Source organism: Alteromonas stellipolaris (assembly GCF_001562115.1).
Taxonomy (GTDB): Bacteria; Pseudomonadota; Gammaproteobacteria; order Enterobacterales; family Alteromonadaceae; genus Alteromonas; species Alteromonas stellipolaris.
This window is the reverse complement of record NZ_CP013926.1, coordinates 4426833-4443476: the sequence shown is the minus strand read 5'-3', so window position 1 is coordinate 4443476 and position 16644 is coordinate 4426833. Positions and strand designations below refer to the sequence as shown.

Sequence of the window (16644 nt, the reverse complement as noted above, 5' to 3'; positions counted from 1 at the left end):
ATACCACGTTAATCACTATACCTTGCCGTGTAGGTATAGTTTAGCTTGCACGACAGAATAGCCAATATTTCCGACTTATGTCTGTATTACATTTTCAACGAGAGCAAAGGTAACTAGCGTTTAGAAGAAAAAGCGATTAAACACGTTAGCAAAAACAAGAATGGCAGTGTTTATACTGCCATTCTACACGTCAAATTTTAACAGCTGCTTTTAAAAACGACTTTTAGAAATACCCCCTCACACCAAGTGCAAAGCTGCGGCCAGGTCGTGGCGCAATATCTTTTAAGAATGAAGTATGTACTCTGGCTTCGGTATCGGTCAGGTTTGTGCCTTTCAAATACACTGAAATATCTTGATTAAGTACATCTAAGTCGTAAGACACACTGGCATCTACTAGGGTGTAGCCATCGGTAGCTGTTTCACCTTCACCAATACGGTCTTGCTCTTCGTAACGTGTAATATCGAGGTGGGCACTTAATCGTTCAGTTTGGTAGCTAAACTGCGTACCAACCCGAAGCGGTGGAGTGCGAGGCAAATCGCCGCCATCTTGTAAACGTGCTCTCACGTAGTCGGCAAATACCGTGGTTTTGAATTCATCTGTGGTTTGCCATGCAACTTGTGCTTCAAAACCATGCAATATTACATCGTCAGTTTTGAAAATATAAACTGGCAGTTCATCAGTGTGTTCGTCGTGATCATCACCACCTTCTTCTTCATCATGGTCATGTCCGCTTTCAGCGAAAAGGCCTGTATTGGTTTGGTAGTAATAGTTGTCGATTTGGTTATAAAACGCATTTAATACAAACCCTAAGTTACCTTCGGTTTTACGTAAGGTAAGGTCGATATTATTAGCAGTTTCAAGTTCAATACTGCCTTCACCAAGCTCTATATGCGCTTCGCCTTCTTCTTCATGAAAGGCGAATAAAGCCCCGACTTCATAAGTACTGGTGCCAATATGTGGGCCAAATGACAGTAGCTCAGAGGCTGATGGCGCACGCTCTGAAAGAGATACTGAGATACCCACGTTGTAGCCTGGTGCAAAGTCCCATACCAAACCCGCCGAGATGCTTAATGCAGTAAAGGATTCATCGATAGGAAATACTAGAGTGTCTTCATGCTCGTCGTCATTCTCGTCGTCGTGGGCATCTTCATTGTGGCCATCATCATCATGCTCTTCGTCATGATCATGTGTATCCAAAGAAGGCAATAAAACGTTATCAGCTTCTAGCGATACATGTTCTATACGGGCACCGAGTTGAACAAGTACATCATCAAAGCGCTTTTCTTCCATGATGGCCATCGCAAAGGTTTCAGTAACCGAAGGGGGAGTAAAGGCTTCTTCACCTTGGGCTGATGCATCGCTGTTTTTGTAATGAAAGCTTACCGCGCCGTTCCAGTCATTCATTGGCGCGTGTAAAACATCGAGTTTTAATTCATGGGTCTCATTTTCAAACAAGGTGCCCGTTTCACCGTGCTCAATTTCAGCGTGTTCATAGTCGGTAAACCCACCCCGTAACTGAATTTGTTTTACCCAACTGCCTTCAACATTGTACTCACCTTGAAGTTGAACTCGGGTTTGCTCTAGGTCTGCAAAAACGGATTCTTCTTCATGGTGCTCTTCTTCTAAGCCTTCTTCATGGTCGTCATCATGTTCTTCTTCGCCATGGGTGTGACCAGGAATACCGTATTCACGATTAAATTGCTCAACTGAAAGCCCTACATAGCCTTTATCAAACAAGTAACTGGTGCCAACGGTGAAGCCACTCGACGCTTCGTTGCTGTTCTCTACTACTCTCGCCTGATCTTCATCATGCTCTTCTTCGTCATGATCGTCGTGCTCTGCTTCAGGTGAAACAGGAACATCGTAGTCATTAGATTCGCGCCAATACCCATCGGCATAAAAGGCGAAAGACTCATTCCCCGTGGTTACATTGAAAGAGCCAAGCTGCTGGTCATCAACCGAGTTGGTTTCAAGTAACCATTCGCCTCGCGTTGTGCTATCGGTAGGTATGCGACCATCTACTACATTCACAACACCGCCAACTGCGCCACTACCGTAGAACAAGGTTGCTGGGCCACGAAGAACTTCAATTTGCTGGGCCGTTGATGCCTCTGATGCCACCGAATGATCAGGGCCTACTCGTGAAACATCGCTCACATCTAAACCATTTTGCGCAATAAGTACTCTTGGGCCACTTAACCCACGAATAACAGGTGTACTGGCTACCTTTGCGTGAAAGCTAGTATGTACACCGGCCACTTTTTCTAAACTATCGCCTAGGGTAGATGTTTGTTGGCGGCGAAGCGTATCGCCTGCCAACACACTAACCGGTGATGCAGATTCCATCACTGACAAATGAATGGGCGTAGCAAGTACGTCCACCACTTCAATTGGAGAACGATTTAGCGTAAATGAAAGTTGCAGCGGCTCGCCTTCTACCAGCGTAATATCTTGATGAAGGTGTGCAAAGTTGGGTGCCGAAATATGCAACTCGGCTTTGCCGTTACTCACATCACGTAGCGAGAATTTTCCATCACTGTTGGTTACCGTGCTTTGATTAGTTCCTTCTACTTCAACCTTTGCTCCTGCTACGGCATTGCCATTTTTATTGAGCACAGTGCCTTCTATAATTTGTGCTAACGCGCTTGTTGATAACAACGCGCTTACTAATGCTGCTACCTTGGTGACCCTAATCATTCCTAACCCCGATACTAAGTTATAATTTCAATCTTATTTTGTGTTATGTTATAATGTATCAAAATGAAATCAATAGATAATTCAGAAATAGTTCAAGAAGCGTGAAAATTTCACGTATGTTAACTGACTTATTCTATGCAGGGATTCACAATACTGGACTAGCGTGTATACATACTACTTCGGTCAAAAGTCGTCGCTCATCATTGAAAAATATATAAGAAGGTAGATTCATGAAAAAGCCCCATATAGCGGTCTCTTTACTCTTATTTTCTAGTTTAGGATTTACAGTAAATGCGCAGCAGCATGTACACGGACAAGGCGAGCTTTTGGTTTCTCAAGAGGGAAACATGCTTCACCTTCAGCTTGTATTACCTGCAGCAGACGCCCTTGGTTTTGAGCACGAGCCTGAAACCACTGAACAACTTAATAGTCAAAATTTGCTTGCCGAACGTTTCACATTAAATACCAATGTGATTGATGTAGAGGGTAAATGCGAATTAGTGAATGTTGAGCACACATTAGAAACGCATGATGATGATCATGAAAGCGGCCACGACGAAGCTCACGAGGGCGAACATGCTTCGCATAAAGAACACGTTTCGCATAAAGAACATGACGAGCACGAAGATCATGAAGAACACGAAGAAGAAAATCATCAAAATATAGAAGTTGAATATCAATTTCATTGTGATGATGCGGTGTCGGGCATTACTGTTGCCCTATTTGAATCCATGCCATCGCTAAGCGCTATTCAAGCTCAGTGGATCACCGAGCGTGGACAAGGTCTTTCAGAGTTATCTGCCGGTAAGCCAACGTTAAGCTGGTAAGCTAAAAATCGGGTAGGTTAAAGATAAGGAACCATACTGAATGAATTTTCAAAAAATAAGCGATAAAGCTGCCATAGCCCTGTCTATGTTATGCGTGGTGCATTGCTTATTGTTGCCTGTTTTATTAATTCTGCTTCCCCCGTTAGCAGGGGCTTTAGCTTTTGATGATGAGTTATTTCATAAAACGTTGTTATTCTTTGTTGTGCCCATTAGTGTCATTGCACTCATGATGGGGTACTTTTATCACCGAAATCATACCATGCTGTTAATCGGTGGTATGGGACTCTCTTTGCTTATTCTAGCCGTCGTATTAGGACATGACGTGTTAGGCGAATACGGCGAAGTGGTGTTAACGGTAATAGGCTCTAGCTTCATCGCATTTAGTCATATTCGAAATCTTAGGCTACGCAGCCAAACAGATAATGAAACCGATTATCCGCACATCATTACACATAAATAACGGCGTACAGGAAGGGTGTGTATGACAACAGGTAAGCCTGAAAAATTAAGTGCTATTCCAACTAATATTATTAGTGGTTTTTTGGGTGTAGGAAAAACAAGCGCCATTTTATCCTTACTAGAAGCTAAGCCAAAGAATGAGCGGTGGGCTGTTTTAGTCAATGAGTTTGGCGAAATTGGTATAGATGGCGGCTTTTTTGAGGGCGCTCATACCGAACAAAGCGGTGTGTTTGTGCGTGAAGTACCCGGCGGTTGTATGTGCTGTGCATCAGGATTGTCTATGCAAATTGCGCTTAATCAGTTGCTTGCGCGATCTCGACCCCATCGTTTATTAATAGAGCCTACGGGGCTAGGGCACCCAAGAGAAGTATTAGAAGTGTTATCTGCCGAGCATTATCAAGAGGTGCTCAATATTCAAAAGAATATCACTTTGGTTGATGCCAGAAAGCTTACAGATATACGCTACACCCTGCATGAGACGTTTAATCAGCAAATTGATGTTGCGGATATTGTCGTAGGTAATAAAGAAGATTTGTACCAAGAGGAATCTAAGCAGCTGCTCATTGATTATGTTGCTAACCGCCGCAATCCCATGCCTGATATTGTTTTTGCACAACATGGAAAGTTAGCGCCATCGTTGCTAGACGGTGCTTCTGATGTGGTTAAAGCAATGAAGCAACCTATACCTCACCATTCTTATGATGACGAACATCATACTCATGAAAACACTGATAGCGAGCATCATGATCATCACCACCATAAGCACAATCAAGCGCGCAATATTAACGATATGCCCCTACCACAAAGCGGCTTTGTTAAAATTGAAAATAGCGGAGAAGGCTTTCAAAGTATGGGGTGGCGTTTTTCGCCTTACATTGTATTTAACCGAAGCGCGCTGCATGGTTGGTTAGACAAGCTCCGTCTAGACAAACTAAAAGTGGAAAGGCTTAAAGCAATTATGATCACTAATGAAGGTATTTTCAGCTACAACATTGTAGATGATGCAATATCAGAAAAAGAATTGGATGATTGTTTAGAAAGCCGTATAGAAGTGATTATTAATGAACAGGTTGCTTCTAAGGCGGGCGCTGATGACATTAGTGGTATGTGGGAGCAACAATTAGTTGCTTGCCAGCTAGATGAAAACTAGAAGCTCGCAAAACACCTACTAAATGCCCTTTAGACGCTATAAACACCCATGAACATAGCTAACAAATATTTATCAGCGTTTTTGGAAAAATAACGCCTATTCTCTGAATAAGCCTAGTGAGCACGAAAGTCATCGGGCTGACCGTGGTAAGCCTTTATGTCGTATACGTTTAGGGTATAAGCTGAGGTTCCAAGAGGGTCTTCAAACATGCCTTGTTCTAAAATACCCGTTAAGGTAAATGCATCGGCCAAATTGTGATGAGCAAATCCATCGGGCAGTTGTACAAAAATAATTTGATTGGGTGGGGGAGGTGGAAAATGAATACAGGCGCCGTAGTAAGGCACTACGAAAAAGCTCTGCAATGTGCGATCTTCATTCACTTCTATCGGAACAATAAAGCCAGAAATAGAAATTACTTTGCCTAAAACGGTTTGTACTATGTTGGTTGAGTGAAGGGCTGATTTGTAATTTTCATCACTACTGGCTTGAATAGATAACAGCAGCTGATTCGTTATAGACTGAACGGTGCCGATTTGAGCCGGCGATAATTCACTTGCAGCATTACCCGATTGATATTGACGTAACGTAGCTTCTTCTTGTTCAGGCAGTAAGTCTTGCCAACCTAAACGTAGCACACTTTTTTGTTCAACTTCTTGGCTGAATAAGGCCTGTAACTTAGGGGTGCTGGTCTGGTACAGCGCTTCGCTTGTGGTAAATTGGTGTTTTATGCTGGGCCAATAAAGTTGAACTAGCCTAGCGAACACACTGCCAGCCACTAAGAAAAGTAAAAGGAGTAGTACGGTCTTAAGTGGCTTGCGCTTAGCGTTAATTGCAGCTTGCCTCTTATCTTTAGCCGTGACTTTACTCACACCTTTATCCACTTTTTATGCTGAGCGCAGTTCAATTTTCTGATTTAGTGAAAAAGGCTTACCGTCACTCAATCCATTTATTTGAATTGAAATGTGCGACGAGCCTGGGCGCTTTACCGTAAATGTTAAGTTGTAAACGCCAGAATCTTGTTCCAGCAATACCGCGCTTTCGCCCACTATTTCTACGTCATCGCTACCTATAAAACTCACATTTACATCACGATAGCGTAGCGGTATTACGTAAGATATTTTGGCTGTGGCGGCTTCATCAACAACAACATCCACCTGTTTAGCGTGTTTAACCGACAGGGTTTTGAAAGCTGACGCCTGATAATGTTGCTGAGCAAGGGGGTGTAATCGGTTAAAGCCAAAACCCATATTACCACCACCATGCAGGTCGCACGCATGCGCGGCAGAAACAACCGTTAAAGAGGCAAGCAGGGTAGATAATAGTTTATTAAATCGTGTCATCATTTATCCCTCGTAAGGTTGCACATTAACGTGCTCTAAACGGTACGCTGCGGTGCCCATTGCATTTTCAGTAGTGTCGATAGCCAAGGTACCTTCAAACCAGAATGGATCGTATAAGCTTTCTAGCTCAACACCTTCCTCAACACTTACGTAAATAATTTGATTGGGCGGTGGTGGCGGCATATGAATGCACGCACCGAAGTAAGGTACGATAAAAAACTCTGTGACCATTTTCGACTCGCTACTTTCAAGCGGAACAATAAAACCAGGAATACGGATAGGCTTATTCTCAAAGGTTTTAACAACTTGCGTAGATGTCAGTGCCTGTTGAAAACGGTTAGTGGTTTCGTTGTCAAATTCCTGGTTACCAAAGGCTTCCACTGAATCTTCTTGAGAACCATCTTCAATACCGGCTAAATAATCTGGCGGATTGAGCAGTGCTGCCAAATCTTCCTCAGGCATTAGCTGTGTCCATTCTACCTCTTGATAGTCAGGCGCTTCGATATCTTCTGCATATGTTGTAGGATAAAAAAGCATGCCTGCTATCGCGACAAAAATACCAATGCGGGCGCTTAAGAAGAACTTCATCATTTTATTTAGCCAAGAATTATTATAACAGTTAGTGTAAAACGTTATAACATAACGGTTTTAGATTGTACATTTGAAGTCTAGCTAAGCATACTCTTACGCCAAGTTAGGCTTAGTTTCGGCTTAAATGGCGGCCTAATAGAATGAGAGGCCGCTATATCCACTTTTACGCAAACATGGCGTAATGCAAAAAGGAGATGATTCACATTGTCAGCAGCACCAGAGCAACCTTTGAAAAATGAAGCAGACTCCAATAAAGCAGCGCCTAACCAAGGCAATGCTATTGCGCTAAATGACGTTAATTATCATTATGCAGATGCAAACAGCAGTGGGTTGCATATACCCACGTGGAAGGTGAATTACGGTGATCGTGTTTTCTTACATGGTCATTCAGGCTCTGGCAAAACTACCTTGCTTAACTTGCTAGCGGGGGTGCTAACGCCACAAAGCGGCGAATTATCATTACTTGGCAAGCCCTTTTCAGCTTTATCAGCTAGGCAAAGAGATAAGTTTCGCGCGCAGCATATTGGCGTGGTATTTCAGCAATTCAATCTAATTCCTTACCTAAGCGTGCTTAAAAATATTGAATTGGCCACTTACTTTGCAAAAGCGGGCAAAACCAATATAACCGATGCAGCCGAAGCGCTACTGACCGGGCTTAATTTGCCCGCTACTATTTTGCAGCAGCCTGCTAATGCGTTGAGTGTAGGTCAACAGCAGCGTGTAGCCATTGCCCGAGCGTTAATCAACAAGCCCGAAATATTGCTTGTTGATGAACCTACATCTGCTTTGGATGCTGCCGCACGAGACGCCTTTATGACCATTCTCATCGACATGTGTAAGCAGCACAACACAACACTAATATTTGTAAGTCACGATATGTATTTGAAAAAGTTTTTTGAAACTAGTGTAGAGATGTCTTCGCTAAAAGGGTCTTCGCTAAAACAGTCTTCACTAATACAGCCAGCGGAGACCAAGTAATGTTAGTGTCGTTAGCGTGGAGTAGCTTAGGTAGTCGCAGAAAATCAGTGGTATTAACGTTTCTTTCGCTGCTCATTAGTATTAGCGTATTGCTAAGCGTTGAGCACATTCGCCAGCAGGCAAAAGAGAGCTTTAACCGAACTATTTCAGATGTTGACCTTATCGTTGGCGCCCCAAGCGGTCAGCTAAATCTTTTATTGTATTCAGTGTTCAGGATGGGAAGTCCCACCAGTAACATCAAATATGAAAGCTATGAAGCACTGCAAGAAGGTCAATTAGTGGACTGGGCAATTCCTATCTCGTTAGGGGATTCTCATCGCGGCTTTCGGGTAATGGGAACAAACGATAACTATTTTCAGCATTTTAAGTTTGGTAACAAGCAAGCGCTCAGTTTTCAAAACGGTCAGGCCTTCGCGAGCTTATTTGAAGCTGTGATAGGCGCCGATGTGGCCAAAGTGCTGGGTTATAAAGTGGGAGATAGTGTGGTGATATCTCATGGTATTGGTAACACCAGTTTTACCAATCATGATAACACCCCTTTCACTATTACCGGCATACTTGCAGCCACTGGCACACCGGTGGATAAAACCGTGCACGTAAGCTTAAACGCAATTGAAGCTATTCATTTGTCGGCATCAAAGCAAAACCAATTACTCAACGATGCAGCCTCGGTAAATACCACGCCAGACAGTGTAACGGCGGTCATGCTTGGGCTCACCTCAAAATTTGCTACGTTTAAACTTCAGCGCGATATCAACAACTATAAAACCGACAGGCTTATGGCTATTCTTCCTGGTGTGGCACTGACCGAGCTTTGGCAAATGATGGGCACGGTAGAAAACCTACTGCGCGTTATCAGTATCTTGGTGCTCATATCTTCATTGTTTGGCTTATCGACCATGTTGCTAGCGTCTATGCAGCAACGGAAAAACGAGATTGCTGTTTTGCGTGTATTAGGTGCAGGCCCTAGGGTTATCTTTACCTTGGTATTAGTAGAAGCGCTCATTTTAGTGTTGTTAGCTATTGTGGCAGCAATAGTTTTACTTAGCGTAACGTTAACCTTATCGAGCGATTGGCTGGCGTCGCAATATGGTCTATTTTTAAGTGCTAATTTGCTGACGGTAGAAACGCTGAAAGTGGTAAGTGTGATCACCTTAGCAGCTATTGTTACCTCGGCGATACCGGCATTTGAAGCGTATAAAAATGCACTTCACAGTTCACTTTCAGCAAGGTAATTGGGTTGGCAAAGTAACTGGGTGTGCAAAGTACTGGGTCTGAAAATTTGCTAAGTAATGCCTGATATCGCGAATCTGGGGTGAACCATGGCAAAGCACTTCGGCGTATATTGAGTTTGCGATACACTGCAAAAAACGTTTATGAGGTTAGCCATGTCATTACCCCTATCACTACTCGATCTTGCCCCTATTTGTGAAGGGCAGAGCATTAGCAATGCATTAAGTAACTCTAGGGAGTTAGCGAAGCAAGCTGAGCGTAGTGGGTATCATCGTGTGTGGTTGGCTGAACATCACGGCATGCATGGCGTGGCAAGTTCTGCTACCGCCATTATGTTAGGCAATATTGCCGGCGCTACCAATCATATTCGTGTAGGTGCAGGTGGTGTCATGTTGCCTAATCATGCGCCTTTAGTGATTGCCGAGCAATTCGGTACGCTTGAAACTTTATATCCTGGGCGTATTGATTTAGGGCTTGGCCGAGCGCCAGGTACCGACATGGCTACCGCAAAAGCATTACGGCGCAATCTTAATGGTAACGCCCATGTCGACACTTACCCCGATGACATAAAAGAGCTTCAACACTATTTAGGTACGCCAGAGCCTGGGCAGAAAATTATCGCCGTGCCGGGTGCTAACACACATATTCCGTTATGGTTGTTAGGTTCAAGTTTATACAGTGCGCAATTGGCTGCATCGGTAAGCTTGCCTTATTCTTTTGCGTCACACTTTGCGCCAGACCAGCTGTTCGATGCCTTGCATGTGTATCGTTCTATGTTTACACCATCAGATACCCAAGAATCACCCTATGTGATGGCAGGGGTAATGGCGGTAGTGGCCGATACCGATGAAGAGGCACAGTATCTTTTCACCTCGGTACAACAGCAGTTTATGAATATGCGCCGAGGGCTTAACAAGCCGTTTGCTAAACCCGTAGACGATTTATCGGCAATTTGCAGCGAAGCAGATTACGCCATGTTGTCTCATGTATTGCGTTATGCATTGGTGGGTTCAAAAGCCACGGTTGCCGCACAGTTAGCTAAATTTGTAGAGGCAACTGAAGTGGATGAGGTGATTGTTTCAATGCCAATTCATAACCTAGAAGCTAGGCTGAAAAGCGTGGCACTTTTGGCTGAAATAAACATCTAGCTGAAATAGGGATTAAAGCAAACCTGAGTAACAATAAATAAGCCTGTTTCTAACAGGCTTATTTATTTGAATTGGCGTTTCTATTTCTTATTCGCAAGGCGTTCGATAAGCACCTTGTGCTGCGGAAATTTTTCTAACAATTCATGCTGAAAAACTTCAATCATATCTTCAGGCTCCCACCCAGGGGATACAGCTTCGCTCACCAACCCATAGTCGCCATCAGTTAACTCGGCCGCTTTAAAAGTGCCTCCAGGTACAGCAAGCTGCAACTGCTGGCCGTTGGCAATATCAGGCCCTACTACCACTTTTTCGTAATGACCATCTGGGTAAATCATATGGTAAGTAATGGGCGCGCCCATGTGGTAAAACTCAATACCATCGGAATACTTAGTATGAAAGTGGTCAATACTGTTGTCGTTGGTAAGCATGTAATAAATAGCGGTCATGGTGGTGCGTTCACCACGCGACGTTGTTACTTTGTCTCTGTGATCTGCTTTAAAGCTTTGGCGAAAATAACCACCTTCAAAGTGATGAGAGAGGTTGAGCTGTTCAATGACTTGTTCTTTCGTTAAGGTCTTCATTTTTTTGTTCGTCACTGTCTGGTCTGTCATTCTCCCGTCCTTTAATGTTTCGTTCATAATTTCGTTGCTAGCTAAAGGCGAAAAGCTTGCCAGATACAGGCTTAAACATAGACCTAACGTTGTCATTTTATTGCTACTGCATGTATTTTGTATAGTACTAGGCATAAGAGATTTTATTCGCCTCATAATATGGTTATTATCCTTAATAGACTTGGCCGTAACGGATTAGCCATGTTGCATGGCCCTTTAATCATAGTGAGTCTGAATCATAGAAAGCTTAGTCAGCGAGGGCAATTTTTAACGCTTACCTAGCATAAACTATCTAAAACAAACTTATGGGTATTTTAAGCCTATATTATACGAACTTCGGCTATGCAGCGGAGTCGATTAACACTATGATATTTCAAACTAATCACCTACTCACTAGCTTAACAGTTGGGCTAATTAAAGATGAAAAAAATGTCACTACTCATCACGAGTATACTCCTTTGTTTTATGTTTCACGCTCAAGTAGAAGCTCAACCATTACGGGTGGCGATCATTGAAACAAGCCCCTTGCCCATAGTGACAAATACAAGAGATGCATTTATCGATGAACTTACATTGATTATGCCTGAACATGAAATAGACATAGAAATATATAACGCTCAGGGATTAGAAGAGCAAGCGAGAACCATAGTGCAAACTGTTACGGAAAACGGTGCGCCGGACCTGCTAGTGCCAATCGCAACGCTTGCCACAAGAGCGGTTTACAACTTTTCAGCGGCTTCTGAGCTCCCTACTTTATTCATGACAGTGGCAGACCCAGTTAAAGAGGGCATAGTCACTGCGTTTGGCGAACGTAGCGTATCAAACATAACCGGTGAGTCTCACGTATTAGATGCCAAAGTAAAGTTGGATATGCTTGATGGCTTACTAAAAGCCTCGGCACTGGAAGAGCCGATTACTATTGGGTTAGTGCATTCTGACTACCCGTCTTCAAAAAGTTCTGTAGAAAGCCTATTAGCACTCGAGAGCCAGTATGATAACGTGAAGTTCGTGGCTGTAAGGACCGCCTACGTTGAAGGTACCTCAGGGTTAGACACTATGCGTGATGGTGTTGTGGAAGCGCTCAAAGAAAAAGTAGAAACATCCGGCGTTGATACCTATTGGCTTTCCACTGGCCCCTTGCTTCAAGCCAACGATCTCATCAATGTTATTTACAAAGAAACTAAACTATTGCCGGTTTTTGCCGAAAGTATAGAGTCAGTGCAGCAAGGTGCGTTACTTGGCGTTGTAGCAGATGAAAAAAGTATTGGGAAATCAGGTGCCTTACGGGCCAAAAGAATTTTAAGTGGCGAGAAGGCCAATAGCATGCCTGTCACTAGAATGGATAAATACACCATAGGGGTGAATGTATCTACCGCCATAAAGATGCATATTCCTATTCCGTCATCGTATTTAAAGTTATCGAAAAATCACGTTTATCAATAAAGACCTAATTTACCAACAAAGAGTAGTACCAGATATCTATGCGAATTAAGTCGAAGCTTTTAGCTATATATATCCCCATTCTGTTTACAGGGATGGCGCTAACGGGCTATTGGGCCTATTTGACGGCTTATGACTCAGTGAGAGAGCGAGAGTATCAGTTACTTACCCAAACCTTGTCACTCACTTTTATTGAGTTTGTGCGAGAGCGGCACGAACTGCTGGTGGATTCGGGTTTAGAGAATGTGCCGGTATTTCGAGATGCCTATCAAAAAGAGGTATTTGACGAGCTAGCAGAGCTTCATGAGTCCACCGGTAAGCATTTTGCGGTAAGTGATAAGTCTACTGGCGCTGAGCTATTTAGCACCTATGAAGCGTGGGCGCCCATCAATACCGCCAACGCCACTATCACCACCATTAATGCTACCGATATTGCATTTGGTGAATCTGAGTGGAGAGATCAATATGTCCTCTTTGCCTGTAGCAAGTTCGACCCATGGAACTGGAAACTTACAGTTAGCCAATCTACCGATGAACTAGAATCGTCATTATCAAAAATAGCGTGGCTAACCATTGCTATTACCCTGTTTACGGTCATTTTAGTGAGTTTATTCATAGGGAAAATCACTCAGTATTTTGTGATATCCCCTATTGGAAAAATTAAAGATGCAACGAGCAGTATCGCCGGTAATCATAAACGGGTAAGCATCGATGTTAGCGGGAAAGATGAACTAAGTGACTTAGCCCAAGATGTAGAAGCCATGTCTGCAGACATCGAAAATTATGTGGAACGGGCACAAGCTGCTAATAAAGCCAAAACGGACTTTCTTGCCGTTATGAGCCATGAAATTCGCACGCCGTTAAATGGTATTCAAGGCCTTGCTACTTTACTGCTAGATACGCCGTTAGACGACAAGCAAAAGCAATATGCGTCAGATTTACGTTCTTCAGCTACTATTCTTGCCAATGTAATCAATGATGTACTCGATTTATCTAAGATTGAATCTGGTATGTCAGAAGTTGATGTTACTGAATTTAATTTAGATAACATGCTGAACGATCTTATTACCTTGCTAGGTATCAATGCGAGTGCAAACCATACCCGGTTAGAATATAAAAGTAAGAATTTAGACTCGGTATTGGTCACCAGTGACGTAACTAAATTGCGCCAAATAGTGATTAACCTTGCCAGTAATGCCATCAAGTTCACACACAAAGGCACGGTGACGGTTACTGCGAGTCTGAAAAAAGTCGCTGGGAAGTTGGTAGAAGAAAATCGCTTGGTCATTTCTGTGAAAGATACTGGAATTGGTATAGAGCCGGATAGGCTTGAACATATTTTTGATAAGTTTACGCAATCTGATTCTTCAATTTCACGTCGTTATGGTGGTACAGGTTTAGGTTTATCCATTGCCAAAGAGCTTTCGCAGATATTAGGTGGTGATGTCAAAGTCACGAGCCGAGTGGGTGAAGGGTCGTGTTTTACGATGTCTGCCATTGTAAGCGCCCGTGTTATCGACAGTGCGTCACTGCAAGAAGCGCAAAGTAACCTAAATAAAAATACAATCCTCAAACCGGGTATTAGCGTATTACTGGCAGAAGATAATGCGATAAATGCCGTGGTTGCTCAGGCACTATTAGAGCAGCTTGGGTGTACTGTTACTCATGTCGACAACGGTTTAAAAGCGGCTGTTAAAGTTGAAGAAGAGGCGTTCGACGTTATCTTTATGGATATTCATATGCCAGTGATGGATGGTGTTGAAGCCACTAAGCGTATTCGAAATTTACCAAGTGACGTAAGCCAAATTCCTATTATTGGGCTTACAGCAGAAGCCTTTAAAGAGCGCCATGATGCCTTTAAACAGGACGGTATGAACGACGTGGTCACCAAACCTATCACCATTGAAGCATTAAAAGGTAGTCTACTTAAGCTAGCCTTATAGAAGCGTCTATACTTACTGAAAGATGTTACCCATGTCGGGAGAAGAAGGTGGAAGTGGTAGGAAAGCATAGAGAGATTTTAAGACTTCGTGTTGCTCTTCTTATCGGTGCTTTGTTGCTCGCCTCTTTCATCTTGGCAGATATGGCGTTGTTACCTTCCCCCTTGTACGAGTTTTATCTTCAAAACCGCCTTATATACCAAATTCCAGTTATCTTTTTGGTTATCGCCCTTTCGTTTTCTCGATTCTTTTATGCTGCCAGAAGCTGGATTTTTGCAGGGCTTATGGTGATGTTAACCTTTGCCAATTTTGTGCTCATTTACCAAAGTTGGGTGCTATACGAATTTGCCTTTCCTTACGAGGGTACCATTTTATATGCATTCTATTGTGTATTTGCGTTAGGTGTTACCTATAAGCTGGCGTTGGTGGCATCGATAATAAGCATTGCTGGTTTTATTGGTTTGATGGTAATCGCGCCTGTGTATGGCGATCGCGTCATGATTTCAACGTCATTTGTGGTGGGGTCGTTATTTATATGCGCTTATGCAAAATACCGTTTAGACAGAATAGTGATCCTCTTAAAATCAACGAACAAAAAGCTAAACACCTTAAGTCGGGAAGACCCGCTAACCAATCTCCTTAATAGACGTGCACTGATGAAAGAAGGCGAGAGATTACTGTCGCTCAGCAAAAGGCAGAACCTATCTTTCGCAGTATTTATGCTCGATTTAGATGACTTTAAGAAATACAACGATGCCTTTGGTCACCAACAAGGGGATGATGCCATTGTGGCGCAGGCTGATGTGATGCGCGCCGTGTTTCAACGACAAACCGATATTCTGGGTCGTTATGGTGGCGAAGAGTTTATGGTTATTGTCAGTGGGGTTTCAGCAAGGCAAGTAGAACAAAGTTGCCAGCAAATACTCGATATTTGGGATAAAAAAGCCTTACCTCATGCATCAAATGCATCAGCAAAAACCGTCTCCTGCTCTATTGGTGCCGTGGTAGTAACCAATATTAAAGGGCAAACATTAGAAGGCTTAATTAACCAAGCTGATAATGAACTTTATCAAGCAAAGGCTGCGGGGAAGGGCACTTATTTACTATCGACGCTAAGTTAAATCAGCGTCGATAGTTAGCGTAAAAAAATATAAGCCTTAGGCTTAAAGTTTAACGATCATTTTCCCTTTATTGTCGCCAGAAAATAACATCTGTAAACCCTCTACCGCTGACTCTATACCCTCAACCATGTGAGAACGATATTGAATCTTACCTTGTTGTACGTAGGGCGACAGCTTTGCAATAAGCTGAGGTACTTCTCCCCAATGATCAGGCATTGCAAACCCACGAACATTAATGCGCTTTTTAATTAACGGTATCCAATTTGGGCCAGGAGCCGGGTTTTCTGATTGATAGTCGGCAATCATACCGCAAACCACAATACGTCCATGTGTATTCATACGATTGAAGATATGCTGTTGAATTGGGCCGCCGGTGTTTTCGAAGAACACGTCAATTTTGTCAGGGGTGAGCTCCGTTAATTTCGCTTCTAAATCGTCAGTTTTATAGTTTACTGCACCGTCAAAGCCGAGCTCGTTAACAATCCAATCTGCTTTTTCGTCACTGCCCACTACGCCAATAACGCGAAGGCCGTCTGCTTTTGCGAGCTGACCTACGATTGAGCCTACTGAACCAGCAGCGCCAGTGACAACCAAGGTTTCACCTTCTTTAGGCTCACCAAAGTTATATAAGCCTGTGGTTGCAGTTAAACCGGGCAGGGCGAATACGCAAAGCGCCATTTCTTCGGTAACACCTGGCTGCAGCTTATTGAAGCCTTCACCATTACTTACCAAGTATTCTCGCCAGCCAGTCATCCCCATGACTTTGTCGCCAACAGAGAAATCAGGGTTGTTCGACTCTATTACTTCACCTACACCGCTTGAGCGCATGACTTCACCAAGCTCGACAGGCGGAATATAACTTTCACGATCTTCACTCATCCACCCTAGCATTGCAGGGTCGAGTGACATGTAAGTTTGTTTAATCAGTATTTCACCTTCACCCGGAGAAGGAATGGATTGCTCACGAGTTTCAAACAAATGGGAGCCTATTTTTCTATCGTTTGGGCGATTGACCAATAGAATTTCTTTATTGCTAGACATGTGAATCTCTCCTTAGGCTGTTGAAATTATCTTGTACTACAGTTGTGGGGCTAGAAACTGCTTATAC

15 protein-coding genes are annotated in these 16644 nt (G+C 43.2%); 9 read left to right on the top strand and 6 right to left on the bottom strand.

All coding sequences use genetic code 11. The features are described 5' to 3' along the window. Positions 1 to 223: 223 nt before the first annotated feature. Positions 224 to 2698 (bottom strand): TonB-dependent receptor, encoded by a 2475-nt coding sequence (locus tag AVL57_RS18795; protein WP_057795390.1) that lies wholly within the window; start codon positions 2696 to 2698, stop codon positions 224 to 226. 230 nt (positions 2699 to 2928) lie between these two features. On the opposite strand from AVL57_RS18795, the gene AVL57_RS18790 reads away from it, so the two are divergent. Genes AVL57_RS18790 through AVL57_RS18780 form a run of 3 tightly spaced genes read left to right on the top strand, consistent with a single transcriptional unit; the run spans position 2929 to position 5134 of the window. After that, positions 2929 to 3525, top strand: a complete 597-nt coding sequence (locus tag AVL57_RS18790; protein ID WP_057795392.1) for a ZrgA family zinc uptake protein — start codon at positions 2929 to 2931, stop codon at positions 3523 to 3525. 40 nt (positions 3526 to 3565) lie between these two features. Further along, complete coding sequence (locus tag AVL57_RS18785) at positions 3566 to 3985, top strand: MerC domain-containing protein (protein WP_057795394.1); 420 nt, start codon at positions 3566 to 3568, stop codon at positions 3983 to 3985. 21 nt (positions 3986 to 4006) lie between these two features. Further along, positions 4007 to 5134, top strand: a complete 1128-nt coding sequence (locus AVL57_RS18780; protein ID WP_057795402.1) for a CobW family GTP-binding protein — start codon at positions 4007 to 4009, stop codon at positions 5132 to 5134. Positions 5135 to 5247: 113 nt separating this feature from the next. On the opposite strand, the gene AVL57_RS18775 is transcribed toward AVL57_RS18780, so the two are convergent. From AVL57_RS18775 to AVL57_RS18765, 3 genes are read right to left on the bottom strand one after another with little or no spacing between them, the layout of a single operon-like run. Further along, a complete protein-coding gene (locus AVL57_RS18775; protein WP_057796521.1) occupies positions 5248 to 6003 on the bottom strand; it encodes a DUF3299 domain-containing protein in 756 nt (251 codons plus the stop codon). A 15-nt stretch (positions 6004 to 6018) separates the two neighbouring features. Beyond that, entirely contained in the window at positions 6019 to 6477 is a 459-nt protein-coding gene (locus AVL57_RS18770) for a hypothetical protein (protein ID WP_063456708.1), read from the bottom strand. Beyond that, positions 6478 to 7065: a DUF3299 domain-containing protein gene (locus AVL57_RS18765; RefSeq protein ID WP_138118171.1), complete on the bottom strand. Its 588-nt coding sequence runs from the start codon at positions 7063 to 7065 to the stop codon at positions 6478 to 6480. Positions 7066 to 7269: 204 nt separating this feature from the next. Here AVL57_RS18765 and AVL57_RS18760 point away from each other — a divergent pair, with 204 nt between their 5' ends. From AVL57_RS18760 to AVL57_RS18750, 3 genes are all read left to right on the top strand, one after another. Further along, positions 7270 to 8043, top strand: coding sequence for an ABC transporter ATP-binding protein (locus tag AVL57_RS18760; RefSeq protein WP_082605011.1), 774 nt, complete (start codon positions 7270 to 7272; stop codon positions 8041 to 8043). Beyond that, positions 8043 to 9278, top strand: coding sequence for an ABC transporter permease (locus AVL57_RS18755; protein ID WP_057795406.1), 1236 nt, complete (start codon positions 8043 to 8045; stop codon positions 9276 to 9278). The genes AVL57_RS18760 and AVL57_RS18755 overlap by 1 nt, the downstream gene beginning before the upstream one ends. 153 nt (positions 9279 to 9431) lie before the next feature. Continuing rightward, a complete protein-coding gene (locus tag AVL57_RS18750; protein WP_057795408.1) occupies positions 9432 to 10424 on the top strand; it encodes an LLM class flavin-dependent oxidoreductase in 993 nt (330 codons plus the stop codon). Positions 10425 to 10504: 80 nt separating this feature from the next. On the opposite strand, the gene AVL57_RS18745 is transcribed toward AVL57_RS18750, so the two are convergent. After that, entirely contained in the window at positions 10505 to 11035 is a 531-nt protein-coding gene (locus tag AVL57_RS18745; protein ID WP_082605012.1) for a cupin domain-containing protein, read from the bottom strand. Positions 11036 to 11455: 420 nt separating this feature from the next. On the opposite strand from AVL57_RS18745, the gene AVL57_RS18740 reads away from it, so the two are divergent. Genes AVL57_RS18740 through AVL57_RS18730 form a run of 3 tightly spaced genes read left to right on the top strand, consistent with a single transcriptional unit; the run spans position 11456 to position 15536 of the window. Further along, the gene (locus AVL57_RS18740) at positions 11456 to 12478 is read left to right on the top strand and encodes an ABC transporter substrate-binding protein (RefSeq protein ID WP_057795410.1); all 1023 of its coding nucleotides are present in this window, start codon (positions 11456 to 11458) and stop codon (positions 12476 to 12478) included. A gap of 38 nt (positions 12479 to 12516) precedes the next feature. Further along, complete coding sequence (locus AVL57_RS18735; protein WP_057795412.1) at positions 12517 to 14418, top strand: ATP-binding protein; 1902 nt, start codon at positions 12517 to 12519, stop codon at positions 14416 to 14418. A gap of 47 nt (positions 14419 to 14465) precedes the next feature. Further along, entirely contained in the window at positions 14466 to 15536 is a 1071-nt protein-coding gene (locus AVL57_RS18730; protein WP_057795414.1) for a GGDEF domain-containing protein, read from the top strand. Positions 15537 to 15578: 42 nt separating this feature from the next. Here AVL57_RS18730 and AVL57_RS18725 read toward each other — a convergent pair whose 3' ends face one another. Next, positions 15579 to 16577, bottom strand: coding sequence for an NADP-dependent oxidoreductase (locus AVL57_RS18725; RefSeq protein ID WP_057795416.1), 999 nt, complete (start codon positions 16575 to 16577; stop codon positions 15579 to 15581). Positions 16578 to 16644 lie beyond the last annotated feature (67 nt).